The sequence below is a fragment of the Ancylobacter terrae genome, from assembly GCF_045108345.1.
GTDB lineage: Bacteria > Pseudomonadota > Alphaproteobacteria > Rhizobiales > Xanthobacteraceae > Ancylobacter.
The window spans coordinates 636,499-650,626 of the sequence record NZ_JBJGXH010000001.1; the positions used below are offsets into that span (position 1 = coordinate 636,499).

Sequence of the window (14,128 nt, forward strand, 5' to 3'; positions counted from 1 at the left end):
CGCCGGGCGAACAAGCAACGGCCGCATCATATAGGGAGAGGTACGCCACATGAGCGATGATGCCATCGACTTCCGTGCCGATAATCCACTGCACCTGCGTATCGGAACCGAGATCATCGAGGTTCGTTCCCTCAAATGCGCCATCGACCTCATCCGCTCCCTGCGGGGCGATGGTCTCGGCGAATATGCCGGCATGCTGCTGGCCCAGATGCGGGCGGCGCGTACCGAGCCGCAACTGGCCGATGCCTGGGTTGCGTTTCTGACCTGGTCGCAGGCCTGCGGCCTCGATGCCCAGCATCCGCGCGTGCCGCAGCGTCGCGCGGCCTGATCATCCCCGCTTACGGCTCGTCGGCCTCGATGTCGCCCTTGCGTTGCAGATAGAGGGCGACGAGCCAGCACAGCAGCGCCCAGGCGCTGCCGACGCACCAGCCGGCGAGCACGTCCGTCGGCCAGTGGACGCCCAGATAGATGCGGCTCAACCCGATCGTCAGGGTCAGCAGGACCGCCACCGACAGAATGTAGATGCGGATCCGCCGGTTGGGCTGGCTGCGCGCCAGCAGCGCACCCAGCGTCAGATAGGTGACGGCGGAGAGCATGGCGTGACCGCTCGGGAAGCTCAGCGTGTGAACATCGACCAGATGCGCCACGAGGTCGGGTCTTGGCCGGTCGAAGCCTGATTTCAGGGCGAGGCTGAGCGCCGATCCTCCCGCTATGGAGACGACCACGAACAGTGCCGTGGCGCGCTTGCGCTCGATGACGAGAAAGCCGACCACCACCAGGCTGATCAGCGTCAGCACGGTCGTGCTGCCGAGGCTGGTGATGTCGACGAACATGATCTCGAGCCAGCGCGGCCCGAGCGGATCGGCGGGATCGGCCGGATTGCGGAACGCCCGCAGCACCGCTTCATCGATCCGATGTGTGCCGCCCTCCATGACCGCGTCGGCAATGGCCGCGAAAGCGAGGAGCGCCAGGCCCGCGCTCATCAGCGCCGCCAGCGTTCCGAACTCGGCGGTGATCCACGCGATCAGCGCAGGCTTGGGACGGCGTTCCTTGAAGCTCATAGCGTTGACGGCACCGAAACAGATGAGTGAGCGGGAACCTAAGTCATGCCCGCCGTGTTACCAGCGCGTCAATGACGGAGGTTAACATGCTCAAAGGCGGACTTCTTTGGCTCATCGGTATTCCCCTGCCGATCATTCTTGTCCTCTGGCTGCTGGGCTACCTGCACTAGGAGGTAGACATGCCGGCTCGGTCCAAGGCCCAGCAGAAGGCAGCAGGAGCCGCGCTTTCCGTCAAACGGGGCGAGACCCGGCGGAGCGAGCTCAAGGGCGCCTCGCGCGAAATGGCGGCGTCCATGAGCGAGAGCCAGCTCGAGGCGTTGGCGTCGACTTCGCGCAAGGGCAAGCCCCAGCATGTCTCGGACCGCAAACGCGGGTGATGCGTGCCCTGACGGCGGTCGCACGGACCGCTTACGCTGCTGCCTCGTCAGGGCCGCCATTGCCGCTCGGCAAAATTCCATGCAAAATCCTTGAGATGCGGCCGATCGGCAGATAGCCCCGATCGATCCGGGGACGGAGCTGCCTGATGCTCAACGGCCACCATGATCCGGTGCTGGTCGCGCTTTCCATCGTGATCGCCGTTTGCACGTCGTATACGGCGCTGGATCTCAGCGCCCGGGTCAGGCGGGCGCGCGGTCGTGCCCGTTTCGGCTGGACCTTGGCCGCCGCCATCGTGCTCGGCAGCGGCGTCTGGTCGATGCATTTCGTCGCCATGCTGGCCTTCAAGGTCGGGTTGGCGATGAGTTACGATGCCGCCACCACCGTGCTGTCGCTGCTTCTGGCGCTTGCGGTATCGGGCGCCGCTCTCGCACTGGCCGATCGCTATCGCGCCAACCCGTGGCTTCGGCTGGCCTGTGGCGCCTTGCTCGGCCTCGGCGTGGCCGGCATGCACTATATCGGCATGCGCGCGGTCGAGATCGACGCGGTCACGTCCTATCACCCGGGCGGCGTGGTGTTCTCCGTCATGCTTGCCGTTCTGGCCGGCATGGCGGCGATGTGGCTGGTGAACCGCGAGGGGCTGCGTTACCGCCGCGCACTCGCGGGCGGCGTGCTGGGGCTGGGGGTTGCCGGCACGCATTACGCCGCCATGGCGGCGCTGACGCTGACGGCGGCGCCCGGCGCTCATGAGGTACTGAGCGAGCCGGTCGCCCGGTTCGACCGGACCGAACTGGCGATCGCGGTCGCCGCGATGACGTTCATCATCCTGTTCGTGGCGACGGTCGCGGTCATGTATGACCGGCGCTTTGCGGTGCTGGCCGCCCGCGAGGCCTCGGCCCTGCGCGCGAGCGAGGAGCGCTATCGCAATCTTTATCGGCGCACGCCGCTTCCCCTGCACTCTCTGGATGCGGGCGGCCGGATCGAACAGGTGAGCGACAGCTGGCTTGCGCTGCTCGGCTATGGGCGGGACGAGGTGGTCGGGCGCCCGCTGACGGATTTCATGACGCGCGAGTCGGCGCGCATGCGGGACGAGGTCCATTGGCCGACCCTGATGGAGACCGGCGAACTCACCGATGCGGAATATCGCCTCGTGACCCGCGAGGGGGCGGTGCTGGACTGCATGCTGTCCGCCACGGTGGAGCGGGACGCGGCGGGCCGGGTCGTGAAGTCGCATTGCGGCCTGATCGACGTCACCGCCCGGCGGCGGGCCGAGGAGGCGCTGCGGCAGGGCCAGAAGCTCGAGGCCGTGGGCCAGCTCACGGGCGGTATAGCCCATGATTTCAACAATCTGCTGGCCGTCATCCTGGGTAACCTGGAACTCGCGCGCAAACGGGCGAACGAGGATTCGCGCCTGCTCCGCATGCTCGACAACACCATCCAGGCGGCGCAGCGCGGCGTTGCCCTGACGCAGCGCATGCTGGCCTTCGCGCGCCGCCAGGACCTGAAGCCCGAACCGGTCAACGTGCCGGATCTCGTGCTCGGCATGGCCGATCTGCTGAGGCGATCGATCGGTCCGACGGTTCGGATCGAGACGCGCTTCCCGCTCGGCCTGCCCCGCGCGAATGTCGACGCGAACCAGCTCGAACTCGCCCTGCTCAACCTCGCGGTGAACGCGCGCGACGCCATGCCGGAGGGGGGCACGATCATCATCGAGGCCCGCGAGGAGCAGGTCGTTCCGGCCGGCGCGGTGCCGCAGGATGGCAGCGACCTGCCGCCGGGCGACTATTTCTGCCTGCGTGTGCGCGATACCGGCAGCGGCATGGACGAGGAGACGCTGGCGCGGGCGACGGAGCCGTTCTTCACCACCAAGGGGGTGGGAAAGGGGACCGGGCTCGGCCTCGCCATGGTGCACGGCCTCGCCGCGCAGTCCGGCGGGCGGCTGGTGCTGGCCAGTCGCCGCGGCGAGGGGACCACCGCCGACATCTGGCTTCCGATCGCCGCCGCACCGCCCGCCGCGGCGGTCTCGACCGAGCCGGAAATGGCGTCTCAGGTCGGCGAGCCGGGGCGGCTGGGGGTGCTGGTGGTCGACGACGATCCGCTCGTTCTCGGCGCCACCGCTGCCATGCTGGAGGATATCGGTTTCGCGGTGAGCGAAGCGTCCTCCGGCCGCCAGGCGCTCGATATGCTTGAAACGAAACGCGATTTCGACGTCGTGCTGACCGACCAGGCGATGCCGGGGATGACCGGGGTGCAACTCGTCGCGGCGATCCGGCAGCGATGGCCGCATCTCGCCGTGGTGCTCGGGACCGGCTATGCGGAACTGCCGGAGGGGGCGGATCCCGATCTCATGCGGCTCGGAAAACCCTTTGGCCGCGACGCTTTGGAGCGGGCGGTGAGGACGGCGTGCCAGCGTCGCCGGCGCGGGGCGACCAATGTGGTCAACCTGCCGCCGCGGCTGGGGAGCGGATAAGCAGAACCACGGACGATATGTTGTCGACACGGCGGTGACAGCGGGCCCGGGAGCCACTATATCAACGGCATCCGGGGGAGCCTCGACAGGAGGCTGAGAGGCCATCGGCGCGACGCGATCGCGGCATGGCGACCCTTCGAACCTGATCCAGCTCGGACTGGCGGAGGGAGGAATGCATGTCAGATCAACAGCTTGACCGAACCGGCGCAACGCCGAACGCGATGCGCGTGCGCATCATCGGCGCCGGCGTCGCCGGTCTCACCTGCGCCCACGCCTTTGCCCGCCGCGGGGCGCACGTCACCGTAATCGAACGCAATTCCGGCTCCGGCCGGGGCTGCTCCTGGTATGCCGGGGGCATGCTGGCGCCCTGGTGCGAGCGCGAGAGCGCCGAGCCGCTCATCGTCGAGCTGGGTCTCGAATCGCTCGACTACTGGCGGGACAGCGTGCCGGATGTGCCGACGAATGGCAGCCTGGTGCTGGCGCCGGCCCGCGATCTACCTGATCTCAAACGCTTTTCCCGCCGCACCTCGCATTTCGAGGCGATCGACGGCGCGCGCCTCGCGGCGCTGGAGCCGGACCTCGAGGGGCGGTTCGAGCAGGGGTTGTTCTTCCCCACCGAGGCGCATCTCGAGCCCCGCAAGGCGCTGGCGGCGCTCACCGAGAAGCTCGTTTCCGAGTATCGCGTCGACCTGCGCTACCTCACCGAGGCGGTGGATGGTCAGTGCAGTGAGGTGGACGATCAGTGCGGTCAGACCGATGCGAACGACGATGACGCCGACGTCATCGTCGACTGCCGCGGCCTCGCCGCGCGCGACACGCTGGCCGACCTGCGCGGGGTGAAGGGCGAGATGCTCGTGCTCTATTCGCGCGACATCCGGCTCTCCCGCCCGGTGCGCATGCTGCACCCGCGCATCCCGGTCTACATCGTGCCGCGCGGCGACGGGCATTTCATGATCGGGGCGACCTCGATCGAGAATGACGAGCGCGGCCGGGTCACCGGGCGCTCGCTGATGGAGCTCCTGTCGGCGACCTATGCGCTGCACCCGGCCTTCGGCGAGGCGGAGGTGGTGGAGATCGGCGCCGATGTGCGCCCGGCCTTCCCGGACAACCTGCCGCGCATCCGCCGGCGCGGCCGGACCATCCATGTGAACGGGCTCTACCGCCACGGCTTCCTCGCGGCGCCGGCGCTCGCCCGCCGCGCGGCGGCCGTGGCGTTCGACGGGGCGCATTTCCCGGAGGTGATGGATGAAGATCGTCGTGAATGGTGAGGACGCGCAGACGCGGGCGCCCACTCTCGCCGACCTCCTCGCCGAGCTCGGCTTCGAGGGCGCGGTGGTGGCTACCGCATTGAACGGAACCATGGTCCGCGCCCCGCGCCGGGCGCAGACGCCGATCGGCGAGGGGGATCGCATCGAGATCCTCGCGCCGATGCAGGGCGGGTGAGATGGGTGGCGAACGCCGCGTCGCGCCGGAGGATGCCGCTCGGGCGATGCGGCGCGGCCATGCGTGCTTCGAGGCCGGCCCATGGCCGGCACCTCAGCATGACGAGGACGGTGCATGACGACGAATTTGCAGAGCTCAAACCGCGTCATCCTGAGGTGCCCGGACAGCGTCCGGGCCTCGAAGGACGCAGCCGGCGTCCGCCGTTCGCGACCATGTCGGCGAACCGGCGCTCGGAACAAGGGAGGCTGAGATGGATGCGTTGACGACCACATCCCCCGACCGGCTGGAGGTCTACGGCACCAGCGTCGGCTCGCGCCTGCTGCTGGGCACGGCGCAATATCCCTCGCCGGCGATCCTTGCCGACGCCATCCGCGCGTCGGCCGCGGAGATCGTCACCGTCTCGCTGCGGCGGGAGTCGGGCGCCTCCAAGGCCGGGCAGAGCTTCTGGCAGCTCATCCGCGACCTCGGCGTCAAGGTTCTGCCCAACACGGCGGGCTGCAAGAGCGTGAAGGAGGCGGTGACCACCGCCGAGATGGCGCGCGAGCTGTTCGATACGCCCTGGGTCAAGCTGGAGGTGATCGGCGAGGACGACACGCTGCAGCCGGACGTGTTCGGCCTGGTCGAGGCGGCGCGCATCCTGAACCGCGACGGTTTCCAGGTGTTTCCCTACACCACCGAGGATCTCGTCGTGGCCGAGAAGCTGGTGGCGGCCGGCTGCGAGGTGCTGATGCCGTGGGGGGCGCCGATCGGCTCCGGCCGGGGGCTGAACAACCCCTATGGCCTGCGCTCGATGCGGGCGCATTTCCCGGGCATTCCGCTGGTGGTGGATGCCGGCATCGGCCTGCCCTCGCACGCCGCGGCGGCGATGGAGATGGGCTATGACGCCATCCTGCTCAATACGGCGGTGGCCAAGGCGGGCGAGCCCGCCCGCATGGCCCGCGCCTTCGCCCGCGCCATCGAGGCTGGGCGCGAGGCGTTCCTCGCCGATCCGATGGAGAGCCGCGACATGGCGGCGCCCTCGACGCCGGTAATGGGCCGGGCCATGCTGGGTGAATGAGCGAAGCCGCGATGAAGCTTGATCCGTTCTACCTGATCGTCGACCGCACCTCGTGGCTGCCCCGCCTGCTGCCGCAGGGCGTGAAGCTGGTGCAGCTGCGCGCCAAGGACCTCGATGATGCCGTGCTGCGCGCCGAGATCCGTGCCGCGAAGGATGCCTGCGCGCGCTATGGCGCCCAGCTCGTCGTGAACGACTATTGGCGGCTGGCGATCGAGGAGGGCTGCGATTTCGTCCATCTCGGCCAGGAAGACCTCGTCGAGGCCGATCTCGATGCCATCCGCCGCGCCGGGGTCAAGCTCGGCATCAGCACCCATGACGAGGGCGAGCTCGATACGGCGCTGAAGGCCGATCCCGATTACATCGCGCTGGGGCCGATCTACCCGACCATCCTCAAGCAGATGCGGTTCGGGCCGCAGGGGCTGGAGCGGATCACCGCGTGGAAGCAGCGGATCGGCGACATCCCGCTGGTGGCGATCGGCGGCTTCACCGTGGAGCGGGCGGTGGGTGCCTTCGAGGCGGGGGCGGACAGCGTCGCCGTGGTCACCGACGTGCTGCTGAACCCGCGCCCCGAGCTGCGCGCGCGGCAGTGGCTGGACCTCACCCAGTCGCGGGCGTGAGGCGCTTTACTCGAAGACCCGTTGGGGAAACGCCTCCACCCGCGTCATCCCGCAACGGCCGGAGGCCGTATCCGGGATCGCGCCGGGATCCTGGTACGCGATCCCGGCTCGAAGCCTGCGGCTCCGCCGGGATGACAGTGCTCTAAAGGCGTTGCCGGACAGGCGGTGAGCAGGTCGCGGCCCGTACCCGCGACCCGGCGGCGGTTCAGCCCGCCGAGGCCGGCTCGGCGAAGAGCGACTCCATCTCGCGGCGCAGCGTCACCGCCTCCGCGCCCTCGTCCACCTCGACATCGTCCCAGCTCAGCGCCATGCCCTTCGCCACCGGCCGGAGCAGCTTCACCTTGTGGGCGAGGCCGAGCGGGAAGGCGCGCATGGCGAGGCTCGCCTGCGCCGGCATCAGCGTGCCGACGACGGTGTAGCCGCCTTCGCCGTCGAGCATCTCGCCGGGCTTGAGGTCACGCTTGGCCATGGCGATCGCGTCGGCGCGATGGCCGGTTGCCGTGCCGGTCGCCTCGCCGCGCAGGCCGACCGCGGCGACGGAGATGCCGAGCTCCAGCCCGATCAGGTGCCAGCGCTTGTAGAGCGCGCCGTAGCGGCCGGAGGGGTCGGTGATCATGCCGTATTCGCCGAAGCAGCGGCGGACATAGTCGGTATCGCCCTCGAACACGACGAAGACGCCCCAGCGGATGTTGTCGTCGATCGGGCGGCCGTCGCGCTCCAGCGAGGACAGCACCTCGACCTGCCCCTTGGCGTGGAGTTGGCCGCCCTCGCGGCGCGGGCGGCAGACATGGGGGATCGTCGTCAGCGAGCTCGGCGGGTATTCGAGGCCGTGCGGCGGGGGGATGAGGCCGGTGGCGTTGCACACCGCCGCGCTCTCGATGGCCGGCTTGGAGCCGTCGAGGAAGGAATTGAACATCTGCGGGTTGAGGCCGCCGAGGCGGGCCTGTTCGGCGCTCAGGCCGTAATGCTCCCAGACCGTGTCGGGGGTGGAATCGGCGAAGTGCGGCAGCCATTTGTGGCCGCGCCCGGCGCAGACCACGTCGAGCCCGGCGGTGCGGGCCCAGTCGACGAGGTCGCAGATCAGCGCCGGCTGGTCGCCATAGGCGAGGCTGTAGACGACGCCCGCCTCCGCCGCCCGGCGCGCCAGCAGCGGCCCGCAGAAGGCATCGGCCTCGACGGTGACGTTGACGACATGCTTGCCGGCGGCGAAGGCGCGCAGCATGTGCCGCACCGCCGCCGGCGGATTGCCGGTGACCTCGACGATGATGTCGACATGGGCGCTGTCGATCAGCGCGTCGGCGTCGTCACCGACGAAGGTGGCGCCGGTGCGGGCGGCTTCCGCGAGGCTCGGCGCGCCGTAGCGCTCGGCCGGCCAGCCGGTGGCGGCGAGTGCCTCGCGCGCCCTCGCGGGGGAGAGGTCGACCAGGCCGACCAGATGGATGCCCGGCGTCCTGCGCGCCTGCGACAGGTACATGGTGCCGAACTTGCCGGCGCCGATGACGCCGACGCGCAGCCGGTTGCCGCCCGCCTCGCGCTCGAGCAGCTTGCGGTGAAGGTTCATGCCGTCCTCCCGTTGCGGCGGACCGTTGGCGCGGCCGCCCGTCGTGCCGGCGCGGGGCCGGCGCGCCGCCTCCCGCAGGGGCAGCGCGGCGAGGCTAGCAAGCGGTACCGGCGGGCGGAACGGCAAAAGCGCGTGCGCGTTGCGGGAAGGGGCGGGTGCGATGAACGGGTGATGAACCTGGCATTGCGGCCGGGTTCAGCGGAAATCGCCAAGATTGTGGAAACCAAGTGGCGAAGTCGTGCGTTTCGTGTGGCGGCGACTGTGCCAGAGTGGTGGGGATCAGGGGACCGGGATGATGGGAACGCGTTCGCGTCTGGGACTGGCGGCGGTGATGCTCGCGGGAAGCGGCGCGCTCGCGACGCCGGCGCTGGCGGAGAACCCCTTCGTCAGCTTCCTGCGCGGCGACTGGCTGCGCCCGCGCATGGTGGCGCCGCCGCCGCAGATCCCGCGCTATCAGCCGCCGACCTACGATACCGGCCTGTCGATCACCGTGACGCCGCGCTTCGGCGGGGGCGGCACCGTCGCCTATTGCGTGCGCACCTGCGACGGGCGCTATTTCCCGCTGTCCGGCGTCGCGCCGAGCGACAACCGCACGGCGGTGGAGCGCTGCCAGAGCTTCTGCCCGGCGGCGGAAACGCGGGTCTATGTCTCGCATGACCGCTCGGCCGGGATCGACGCCGCCGTCAGCCGCGACGGGCAGGCCTACAAGGCGATGACCAACGCCTATGCCTACCGCACCAGCATCGACCCCTCCTGCCGCTGCAACGACGCGGCGACGCTCGGCATGGCGTCGCTCGACATCATGGACGACCCGACGCTGAAGCCGGGCGACATGGTGGTGACGGCGAGCGGCATCAAGGTGTTCCGCGGCGACAGCGTGCTGCCGCACCGCGAGCGCGACTTCACGCCCGCTCGTGCCGACGGCCGGCTGCCGGTCGCCACCCGCCGGCAGATCGAGGCGATCGAGGTCGCCTCGGGCGTCGCGCCGTAGCGCGAGCCGCGCACGGGTCAGCCGCAATCTTGCGGGGATAAGCGTTTAATATCAAATATATCGAGATCTTCCCGATCGCCGGGCCGGCGGTAACACGCCTTGGCGCGCGCCGACCCGTCGACCTTCGACGGCCGCCTATTCCGCCGCGTTGCCGTGCAGGGCGGCGGCGCCGCGCGACTGCAGCGCGCGGATGCGGTCGGCGAGCGAAGGCGCCCCCTCCCGCCAGTCGCCCGAGGGGGCGGTGGCATCATTGCCCGCCAGCAGGCCGTTGATCGGCGAGGCCGGGCCTTCCAGCGCGGCGGTGAGGCGGGCGACTTCGGCGGCGACATCGCTGATGCGCTCGCGCAGGAAGGCGTCATCGTCCACGGCGCCGCCGGCGGCGATCGCCTCGGCGCCGTCTGCGACGATGGCGGCGTGCAGCCGGCCGCGCTCGCCGCGCAGCTGCACGAGGGCGTCCTCCAGCATCGCCTTCTCGGCGCGGAACATCTCCAGCGTGTCGCTGAAGCGGCGCGTGTCGGTCTCGGAGGTCTGGCGCAGCTCCAACGTCTCGCCCAGCAGGCGGGAAATCTCGCTCTCGTTGGCGGCGAGGGTGGCGGCGTTGGCGGCCATCAGCACGTCCAGCCGGCCGAGCTCGGTCTCGCAGGTCACGAGGTCGCGGGCCAGCGTCTCGGCGCGGGTGCGGGTTTCGGCCAGCGCCGATTCGGTGGTGGCGAGGCTGGCGGCGAGGCTCTCGGCGCGCTCATGCGCGGCGGCATGGCGCGCCACCGTATCGGCGAGCTGGGTGCGGGTTTCTTCCAGCCTGGCGCGGGTGGCGTTGAGGTCGCGGTCGAGCTCGGTGCCACGGTCGCGCAGCATGTCGCGCTGGGTGGTGAGGGCGACGATGTCGATCTGCCGGCTCTGGGCGAGCGAGGTCTGCTCGTCGAGATGGGCGTGGGTCTCGCGCAGGGCGGCCTCGCGCTCGGCGAGGCGGGCGCGGGTTTCCTCCAGCGCCTGGGTGCGCTGGCCGAGGTCCGCGGCGGTGGCGCGCAGTTCGTCCAGCGCGGCGGCCTCGCTCGTCTCGAGCGCGGCGACGCGCTCGGCGCGGGCGCGGCTCTCGCTCTCCAGCCGGCCGATCGCCTCGGCGCGCACGGCGAGTTCGCCGGCCTGGCGGGCTGTCTGCTCGGTCAGGGTGTCGATGTTGAGTTCGAGGCGCCGGGCCTGCATGGCGAAATCGGCGCGGAACTGGTCCTTGTCGGCCTGGATCTCGGCCATTGAGACCGGAATCGCGCCCTCGATGCGCTTGGTGGTGAGCCGCACCGCCCGACGCCAGACGGCCGGCAGCACCAGCAGAGCCAGCAGGCTCGCCACCAGAAAGCCGATCAGGAAGAACATGATCGCTTCGATCATGCGACGCTCTCGCTTCGCCCGGTCATTCGCCCCGCCCCATGCCCGCGGACCCCAACAATAACCTTACCGCGGCCTCCGGCAATGCCGGGTTAACGGCGCGGCGCGGGCGGGCGGGAACCGGCCGGAGGGCCGGGCTCAGAAGGGGTTCCACGTCGCGGTGGGCGTGAACTTGAGGTAGCCGACATTGGCGCCGAGGCGAACGCCGACGCCGGAGCGGATCGGTACCACCACCATCGGGTCGTTGGCCAGCGCCGTCATGCCGAAGCCGGCGACGAAATAGGCCGAACCGGAAATGCCGCCGAAGCGGCGGAAGATGTCGTTTATCGAGCCGAGATTGTAGACGAGGATCATGGTGCGGGCGCCGTCGCCGCCGAAGTCCCAGCCGAGCGTCGGGCCCTGCCAGAACACCTTCATGTCGCCGGCGTTGCGGGTATAGAGCGTGCCCTCGCCGTAGCGCAGGCCGCCGACGAAGGCGCCGGAGCCCTCCTGGCCGAGGATGTAGCCGTTGGGCTGACCCCATTTCGACACGGCCTTCTCGATCGACAGCGCCAGACCGCGCGAGACCTCGCCGAAGAAGCCGTGGCCCTTGTTGACCAGTTCGTCCGTCGAATAGGCGCCGGGCTGCTGCTGGGCGCTGGCGGGCGCGGCGAGCAGGGGGGCGGCGATGAGGACGAGGCAGGCGAGGAAGGAGCGCAAGGTCGTCATGGGCGGTCTCGCGTTTGTTGTCGGGAAGGCGGCAGCGAACGGCCGGAACCGGCCGTGGGCGACATGATTAGCATGGAGTGTGCCCGGAGAAAGGCGCGCAAGACTACCTCCACCGCGGAATGCGGGACGGTGTGGCGATCGTGTCGGGGGGCGGGGGCGCTAGGGGCGGCGCCTAATGCAGGCGGCTGCCGTCCGCCGCGCCGCGCGGGTTGCCCGGCATCAGCGGCGGCGAGCCCGCCGTCGACGTCAGCCTGAAGTCGACGAGGTCGCGGAAGGTGGCAGCGACCTGCCGCAGGGCCGCGATGTCCATGTCCTGCTGCCACACGATCCCGTCGAAGCGAAGGAGATTCAGCGCCTCGGCCGAGAACGGCCGGTCGGCATGGGCGAGTGCGGTGGACAGAGAGTCGAGAGCCATTCGGACGATTTCAAAGCCGCTATCCGTCGCCGTGGCCTCCGCAAAGCCATGGGGCACGCAGCCGGGCATGGGCGCAGCCGAGGCGAGCAGCCACTGGTGCCGAATCAGGTCGGCCTCGCTGCCGCGCGTGTCCGCCCCCGGAACGTGCAGGGCGAGCAGCCGCAGCCACACCATGAGCCGAGCGTCGTCGATCCAGAAGCCGACCTGACGATCCGGATCCGACGTCGGGACGCCGCGCGCATCCCTCCCGAGCGTGACGAAGGTGGAGCTCATGTCACGCCGCCGCCGGCGCCCCGCGCGCGATGAAGGCGGGGACGCGGTAGGCGGCGTCGCGGCGGCCATAGGGCAGGGGCGTGCCGTCGGGGCGGGTGACCGAGCCGCCGGCGGCGACGATGAGCGCGTGACCGGCGGCGACGTCCCATTCGCAGACGGTGCCGAGGCGGGGGTAGAGGTCGGCGCGGCCTTCCGCCACCAGCCCGAACTTCAGCGCCGAGCCGCGGCTGATGCGCTCGGCGATTTCGAAATCGGCCAGGAAAGCCTCGGTGGCGGCGTCGAGATGCGAGCGGCTCACCGCCGCGACCAGCCCCCGTGCGGGGGCGGGCCGGCAGCGGATCGGCGTCCAGCCGGCGGGCTCGGCCGGGGCGCCCGGCGCGCGCTCGGCGCGGAAGGCACCTGCGCCTGGCCGGCCGGCATAGAGCCGCCCGACGGCGGGGGCGTAGACGATGCCGAGCGCCGGCCGGCCCTGCTCGATCAGCGCGATGTTCACGGTGAACTCGCCATTGTCGGAGAGGAATTCGCGGGTGCCGTCGAGCGGGTCGACCAGCACGAAGCTGTCGGCCGGGGCCTCGCCGCGGCCCTGCGCGACCGCCTCCTCGGCGATCACCGGCACGCCCGGCAGCAGGCGGTGGAGCGCGGCGCGCAGCAGTTCCTCGGCGGCGAGGTCGGCGGCGGTGACCGGGCTGAGATCGGCCTTGGCCTGCGCGGCGCAGCCCTCGGCGCGGATGCGCATGATCACCGTGCCGGCGGCGAGCGCGGCGTCGGCGAGGGCGGCGAGCAGGGCGCTGTCGGCGCGGGCGGAAGCGGCGGCAGGGGATGTCATGAGCGCTGTCGGCACGGGGGCGGCCGACAGGCGGCGCCGGTTGAAACGCACGGCGCGGTGCCGCGTCCGCCGTCCCTATTTGGCGCGCGGATGGGCGCGGTGTATCACATCGCGCCGTCCGGGGCCGAATGTTTCGCGGCGATTCGGCCTTGCGTTTTCAACATGACTTCCTTGCCTTCCGCCGCCAACAGGACCGCGATGACCGCCATCTCCCTCGACAGCCTCGACCTCGCCGCGCTGCTCTGCTCGCGCGTGTGCCACGACGTGATCAGCCCGGTGGGGGCGATCGTCAACGGGCTCGAGGTGCTGGAGGACGAGGACGATCCGGGCATGAAGGAATTCGCCCTCGACCTCATCGCCAAGAGCGCGCGGCAGGCCTCGGCGCGGCTGCAGTTCGCCCGGCTCGCCTTCGGCGCGGCGGGATCGGCCGGCGCCCAGATCGACACCGGCGATGCCGAGAGCGTGGCGCGCGGCTTCATCCAGGACGACCGCACCTCGCTCGACTGGCAGGTGCCGCGTGCGCTGCTGCCGAAGAACCGGGTGAAGCTGCTGCTGAACCTCCTGCTGGTCGCCGGGGCGACCATCCCGCGCGGCGGTTCGATCCGCGTCGAGGCGGTGGGCAGCGCGGAGGAGGGCGGCTTCAAGGTGACCACCGCCGGCAGCCACTCCCGCATCCCCCCCGACATCGTCGCGCTGCTGGCGGGCGACCTGCCCAAGAGCGGCAGCATCGACGCGCACGCGATCCAGCCGCACTATACCGGCCTGCTGGCGCGGGCGGTCGGCGTCTCGGTCGGCCTGAGCCCCGACGGCGAGAGCGGCGTCGTCATCCTCGCCGCGCCGGTGTGAGGCGCGCGGCCTGAGAGCCTGTCTGGACAATCTCCCGGTGCCTCGTCATCCCGGCCCCTCGGGCCTTGCCTCTGGCAAGCCCAAGGGCAGGCTCCGCCCGCG

15 protein-coding genes and 1 riboswitch are annotated in these 14,128 nt (G+C 70.5%); of the genes, 9 read left to right on the forward strand and 6 right to left on the reverse strand.

Annotated elements, in window-relative coordinates:
• Positions 1-49 precede the first annotated feature (49 nt).
• Complete coding sequence (locus tag ACEUEL_RS02975; protein WP_405701996.1) at positions 50-328, forward strand: hypothetical protein; 279 nt, start codon at positions 50-52, stop codon at positions 326-328.
• 10 nt (positions 329-338) lie between these two features.
• Here the strand turns inward: ACEUEL_RS02975 and ACEUEL_RS02980 are convergent, their stop codons facing one another.
• The gene (locus ACEUEL_RS02980; RefSeq protein WP_405701998.1) at positions 339-1,061 is read right to left on the reverse strand and encodes a phosphatase PAP2 family protein; all 723 of its coding nucleotides are present in this window, start codon (positions 1,059-1,061) and stop codon (positions 339-341) included.
• Between the two features lie 179 nt (positions 1,062-1,240).
• On the opposite strand from ACEUEL_RS02980, the gene ACEUEL_RS02985 reads away from it, so the two are divergent.
• The 6 genes from ACEUEL_RS02985 (at position 1,241) to ACEUEL_RS03010 (ending at position 7,023) form a co-directional block, all read left to right on the forward strand.
• Positions 1,241-1,438 carry a DUF3008 family protein gene (locus tag ACEUEL_RS02985; protein ID WP_405702000.1) on the forward strand — a complete coding sequence of 66 codons (198 nt, stop codon included), beginning with the start codon at positions 1,241-1,243 and terminating at the stop codon, positions 1,436-1,438.
• Positions 1,439-1,584: 146 nt separating this feature from the next.
• Entirely contained in the window at positions 1,585-3,906 is a 2,322-nt protein-coding gene (locus tag ACEUEL_RS02990) for an MHYT domain-containing protein (protein ID WP_405702002.1), read from the forward strand.
• 63 nt (positions 3,907-3,969) lie between these two features.
• Positions 3,970-4,093: riboswitch (TPP riboswitch) on the forward strand.
• A 34-nt stretch (positions 4,094-4,127) separates the two neighbouring features.
• Positions 4,128-5,174, forward strand: coding sequence for a glycine oxidase ThiO (gene thiO / locus ACEUEL_RS02995; RefSeq protein WP_405706536.1), 1,047 nt, complete (start codon positions 4,128-4,130; stop codon positions 5,172-5,174).
• Positions 5,152-5,349, forward strand: a complete 198-nt coding sequence (thiS, locus tag ACEUEL_RS03000; protein WP_405702004.1) for a sulfur carrier protein ThiS — start codon at positions 5,152-5,154, stop codon at positions 5,347-5,349. The genes thiO and thiS overlap by 23 nt, the downstream gene beginning before the upstream one ends.
• A 250-nt stretch (positions 5,350-5,599) precedes the next feature.
• Positions 5,600-6,406 carry a thiazole synthase gene (locus tag ACEUEL_RS03005; RefSeq protein WP_405702007.1) on the forward strand — a complete coding sequence of 269 codons (807 nt, stop codon included), beginning with the start codon at positions 5,600-5,602 and terminating at the stop codon, positions 6,404-6,406.
• Between the two features lie 11 nt (positions 6,407-6,417).
• Positions 6,418-7,023 carry a thiamine phosphate synthase gene (locus tag ACEUEL_RS03010; protein ID WP_405702009.1) on the forward strand — a complete coding sequence of 202 codons (606 nt, stop codon included), beginning with the start codon at positions 6,418-6,420 and terminating at the stop codon, positions 7,021-7,023.
• Positions 7,024-7,228: 205 nt separating this feature from the next.
• Here ACEUEL_RS03010 and ACEUEL_RS03015 read toward each other — a convergent pair whose 3' ends face one another.
• Positions 7,229-8,584, reverse strand: a complete 1,356-nt coding sequence (locus ACEUEL_RS03015; protein WP_405702011.1) for an NAD(P)H-dependent oxidoreductase — start codon at positions 8,582-8,584, stop codon at positions 7,229-7,231.
• A 292-nt stretch (positions 8,585-8,876) separates the two neighbouring features.
• Between ACEUEL_RS03015 and ACEUEL_RS03020 the strand changes: the two genes are divergently transcribed.
• Positions 8,877-9,575: a DUF2865 domain-containing protein gene (locus tag ACEUEL_RS03020; RefSeq protein ID WP_405702014.1), complete on the forward strand. Its 699-nt coding sequence runs from the start codon at positions 8,877-8,879 to the stop codon at positions 9,573-9,575.
• A gap of 135 nt (positions 9,576-9,710) precedes the next feature.
• Here ACEUEL_RS03020 and ACEUEL_RS03025 read toward each other — a convergent pair whose 3' ends face one another.
• From ACEUEL_RS03025 to cysQ, 4 genes are all read right to left on the reverse strand, one after another.
• Positions 9,711-10,961: a coiled-coil domain-containing protein gene (locus ACEUEL_RS03025; protein WP_405702015.1), complete on the reverse strand. Its 1,251-nt coding sequence runs from the start codon at positions 10,959-10,961 to the stop codon at positions 9,711-9,713.
• Between the two features lie 135 nt (positions 10,962-11,096).
• Positions 11,097-11,666 carry a DUF1134 domain-containing protein gene (locus ACEUEL_RS03030; RefSeq protein ID WP_405702017.1) on the reverse strand — a complete coding sequence of 190 codons (570 nt, stop codon included), beginning with the start codon at positions 11,664-11,666 and terminating at the stop codon, positions 11,097-11,099.
• Between the two features lie 172 nt (positions 11,667-11,838).
• Positions 11,839-12,354, reverse strand: a complete 516-nt coding sequence (locus tag ACEUEL_RS03035) for a hypothetical protein (protein ID WP_405702018.1) — start codon at positions 12,352-12,354, stop codon at positions 11,839-11,841.
• A gap of 1 nt (position 12,355) precedes the next feature.
• The gene (cysQ, locus tag ACEUEL_RS03040; protein ID WP_405702020.1) at positions 12,356-13,180 is read right to left on the reverse strand and encodes a 3'(2'),5'-bisphosphate nucleotidase CysQ; all 825 of its coding nucleotides are present in this window, start codon (positions 13,178-13,180) and stop codon (positions 12,356-12,358) included.
• A gap of 198 nt (positions 13,181-13,378) precedes the next feature.
• Between cysQ and chpT the strand changes: the two genes are divergently transcribed.
• On the forward strand, positions 13,379-14,026 hold the full coding sequence (chpT, locus tag ACEUEL_RS03045) for a histidine phosphotransferase ChpT (protein WP_405702023.1): 648 nt from the start codon (positions 13,379-13,381) through the stop codon (positions 14,024-14,026).
• The last annotated feature ends 102 nt before the right edge of the window (positions 14,027-14,128 follow it).

What these genes read in the sequence shown, in the direction of transcription:
- ACEUEL_RS02975 (WP_405701996.1), top strand. Translation starts at nt 50, where the DNA reads ATGAGCGATGATGCCATCGACTTCCGTGCCGATAATCCACTGCACCTG.
- ACEUEL_RS02980 (WP_405701998.1), bottom strand. Translation starts at nt 1,061, where the DNA reads ATGAGCTTCAAGGAACGCCGTCCCAAGCCTGCGCTGATCGCGTGGATC.
- ACEUEL_RS02985 (WP_405702000.1), top strand. Translation starts at nt 1,241, where the DNA reads ATGCCGGCTCGGTCCAAGGCCCAGCAGAAGGCAGCAGGAGCCGCGCTT.
- ACEUEL_RS02990 (WP_405702002.1), top strand. Translation starts at nt 1,585, where the DNA reads ATGCTCAACGGCCACCATGATCCGGTGCTGGTCGCGCTTTCCATCGTG.
- thiO (WP_405706536.1), top strand. Translation starts at nt 4,128, where the DNA reads ATGCGCGTGCGCATCATCGGCGCCGGCGTCGCCGGTCTCACCTGCGCC.
- thiS (WP_405702004.1), top strand. Translation starts at nt 5,152, where the DNA reads ATGAAGATCGTCGTGAATGGTGAGGACGCGCAGACGCGGGCGCCCACT.
- ACEUEL_RS03005 (WP_405702007.1), top strand. Translation starts at nt 5,600, where the DNA reads ATGGATGCGTTGACGACCACATCCCCCGACCGGCTGGAGGTCTACGGC.
- ACEUEL_RS03010 (WP_405702009.1), top strand. Translation starts at nt 6,418, where the DNA reads ATGAAGCTTGATCCGTTCTACCTGATCGTCGACCGCACCTCGTGGCTG.
- ACEUEL_RS03015 (WP_405702011.1), bottom strand. Translation starts at nt 8,584, where the DNA reads ATGAACCTTCACCGCAAGCTGCTCGAGCGCGAGGCGGGCGGCAACCGG.
- ACEUEL_RS03020 (WP_405702014.1), top strand. Translation starts at nt 8,877, where the DNA reads ATGATGGGAACGCGTTCGCGTCTGGGACTGGCGGCGGTGATGCTCGCG.
- ACEUEL_RS03025 (WP_405702015.1), bottom strand. Translation starts at nt 10,961, where the DNA reads ATGATCGAAGCGATCATGTTCTTCCTGATCGGCTTTCTGGTGGCGAGC.
- ACEUEL_RS03030 (WP_405702017.1), bottom strand. Translation starts at nt 11,666, where the DNA reads ATGACGACCTTGCGCTCCTTCCTCGCCTGCCTCGTCCTCATCGCCGCC.
- ACEUEL_RS03035 (WP_405702018.1), bottom strand. Translation starts at nt 12,354, where the DNA reads ATGAGCTCCACCTTCGTCACGCTCGGGAGGGATGCGCGCGGCGTCCCG.
- cysQ (WP_405702020.1), bottom strand. Translation starts at nt 13,180, where the DNA reads ATGACATCCCCTGCCGCCGCTTCCGCCCGCGCCGACAGCGCCCTGCTC.
- chpT (WP_405702023.1), top strand. Translation starts at nt 13,379, where the DNA reads ATGACCGCCATCTCCCTCGACAGCCTCGACCTCGCCGCGCTGCTCTGC.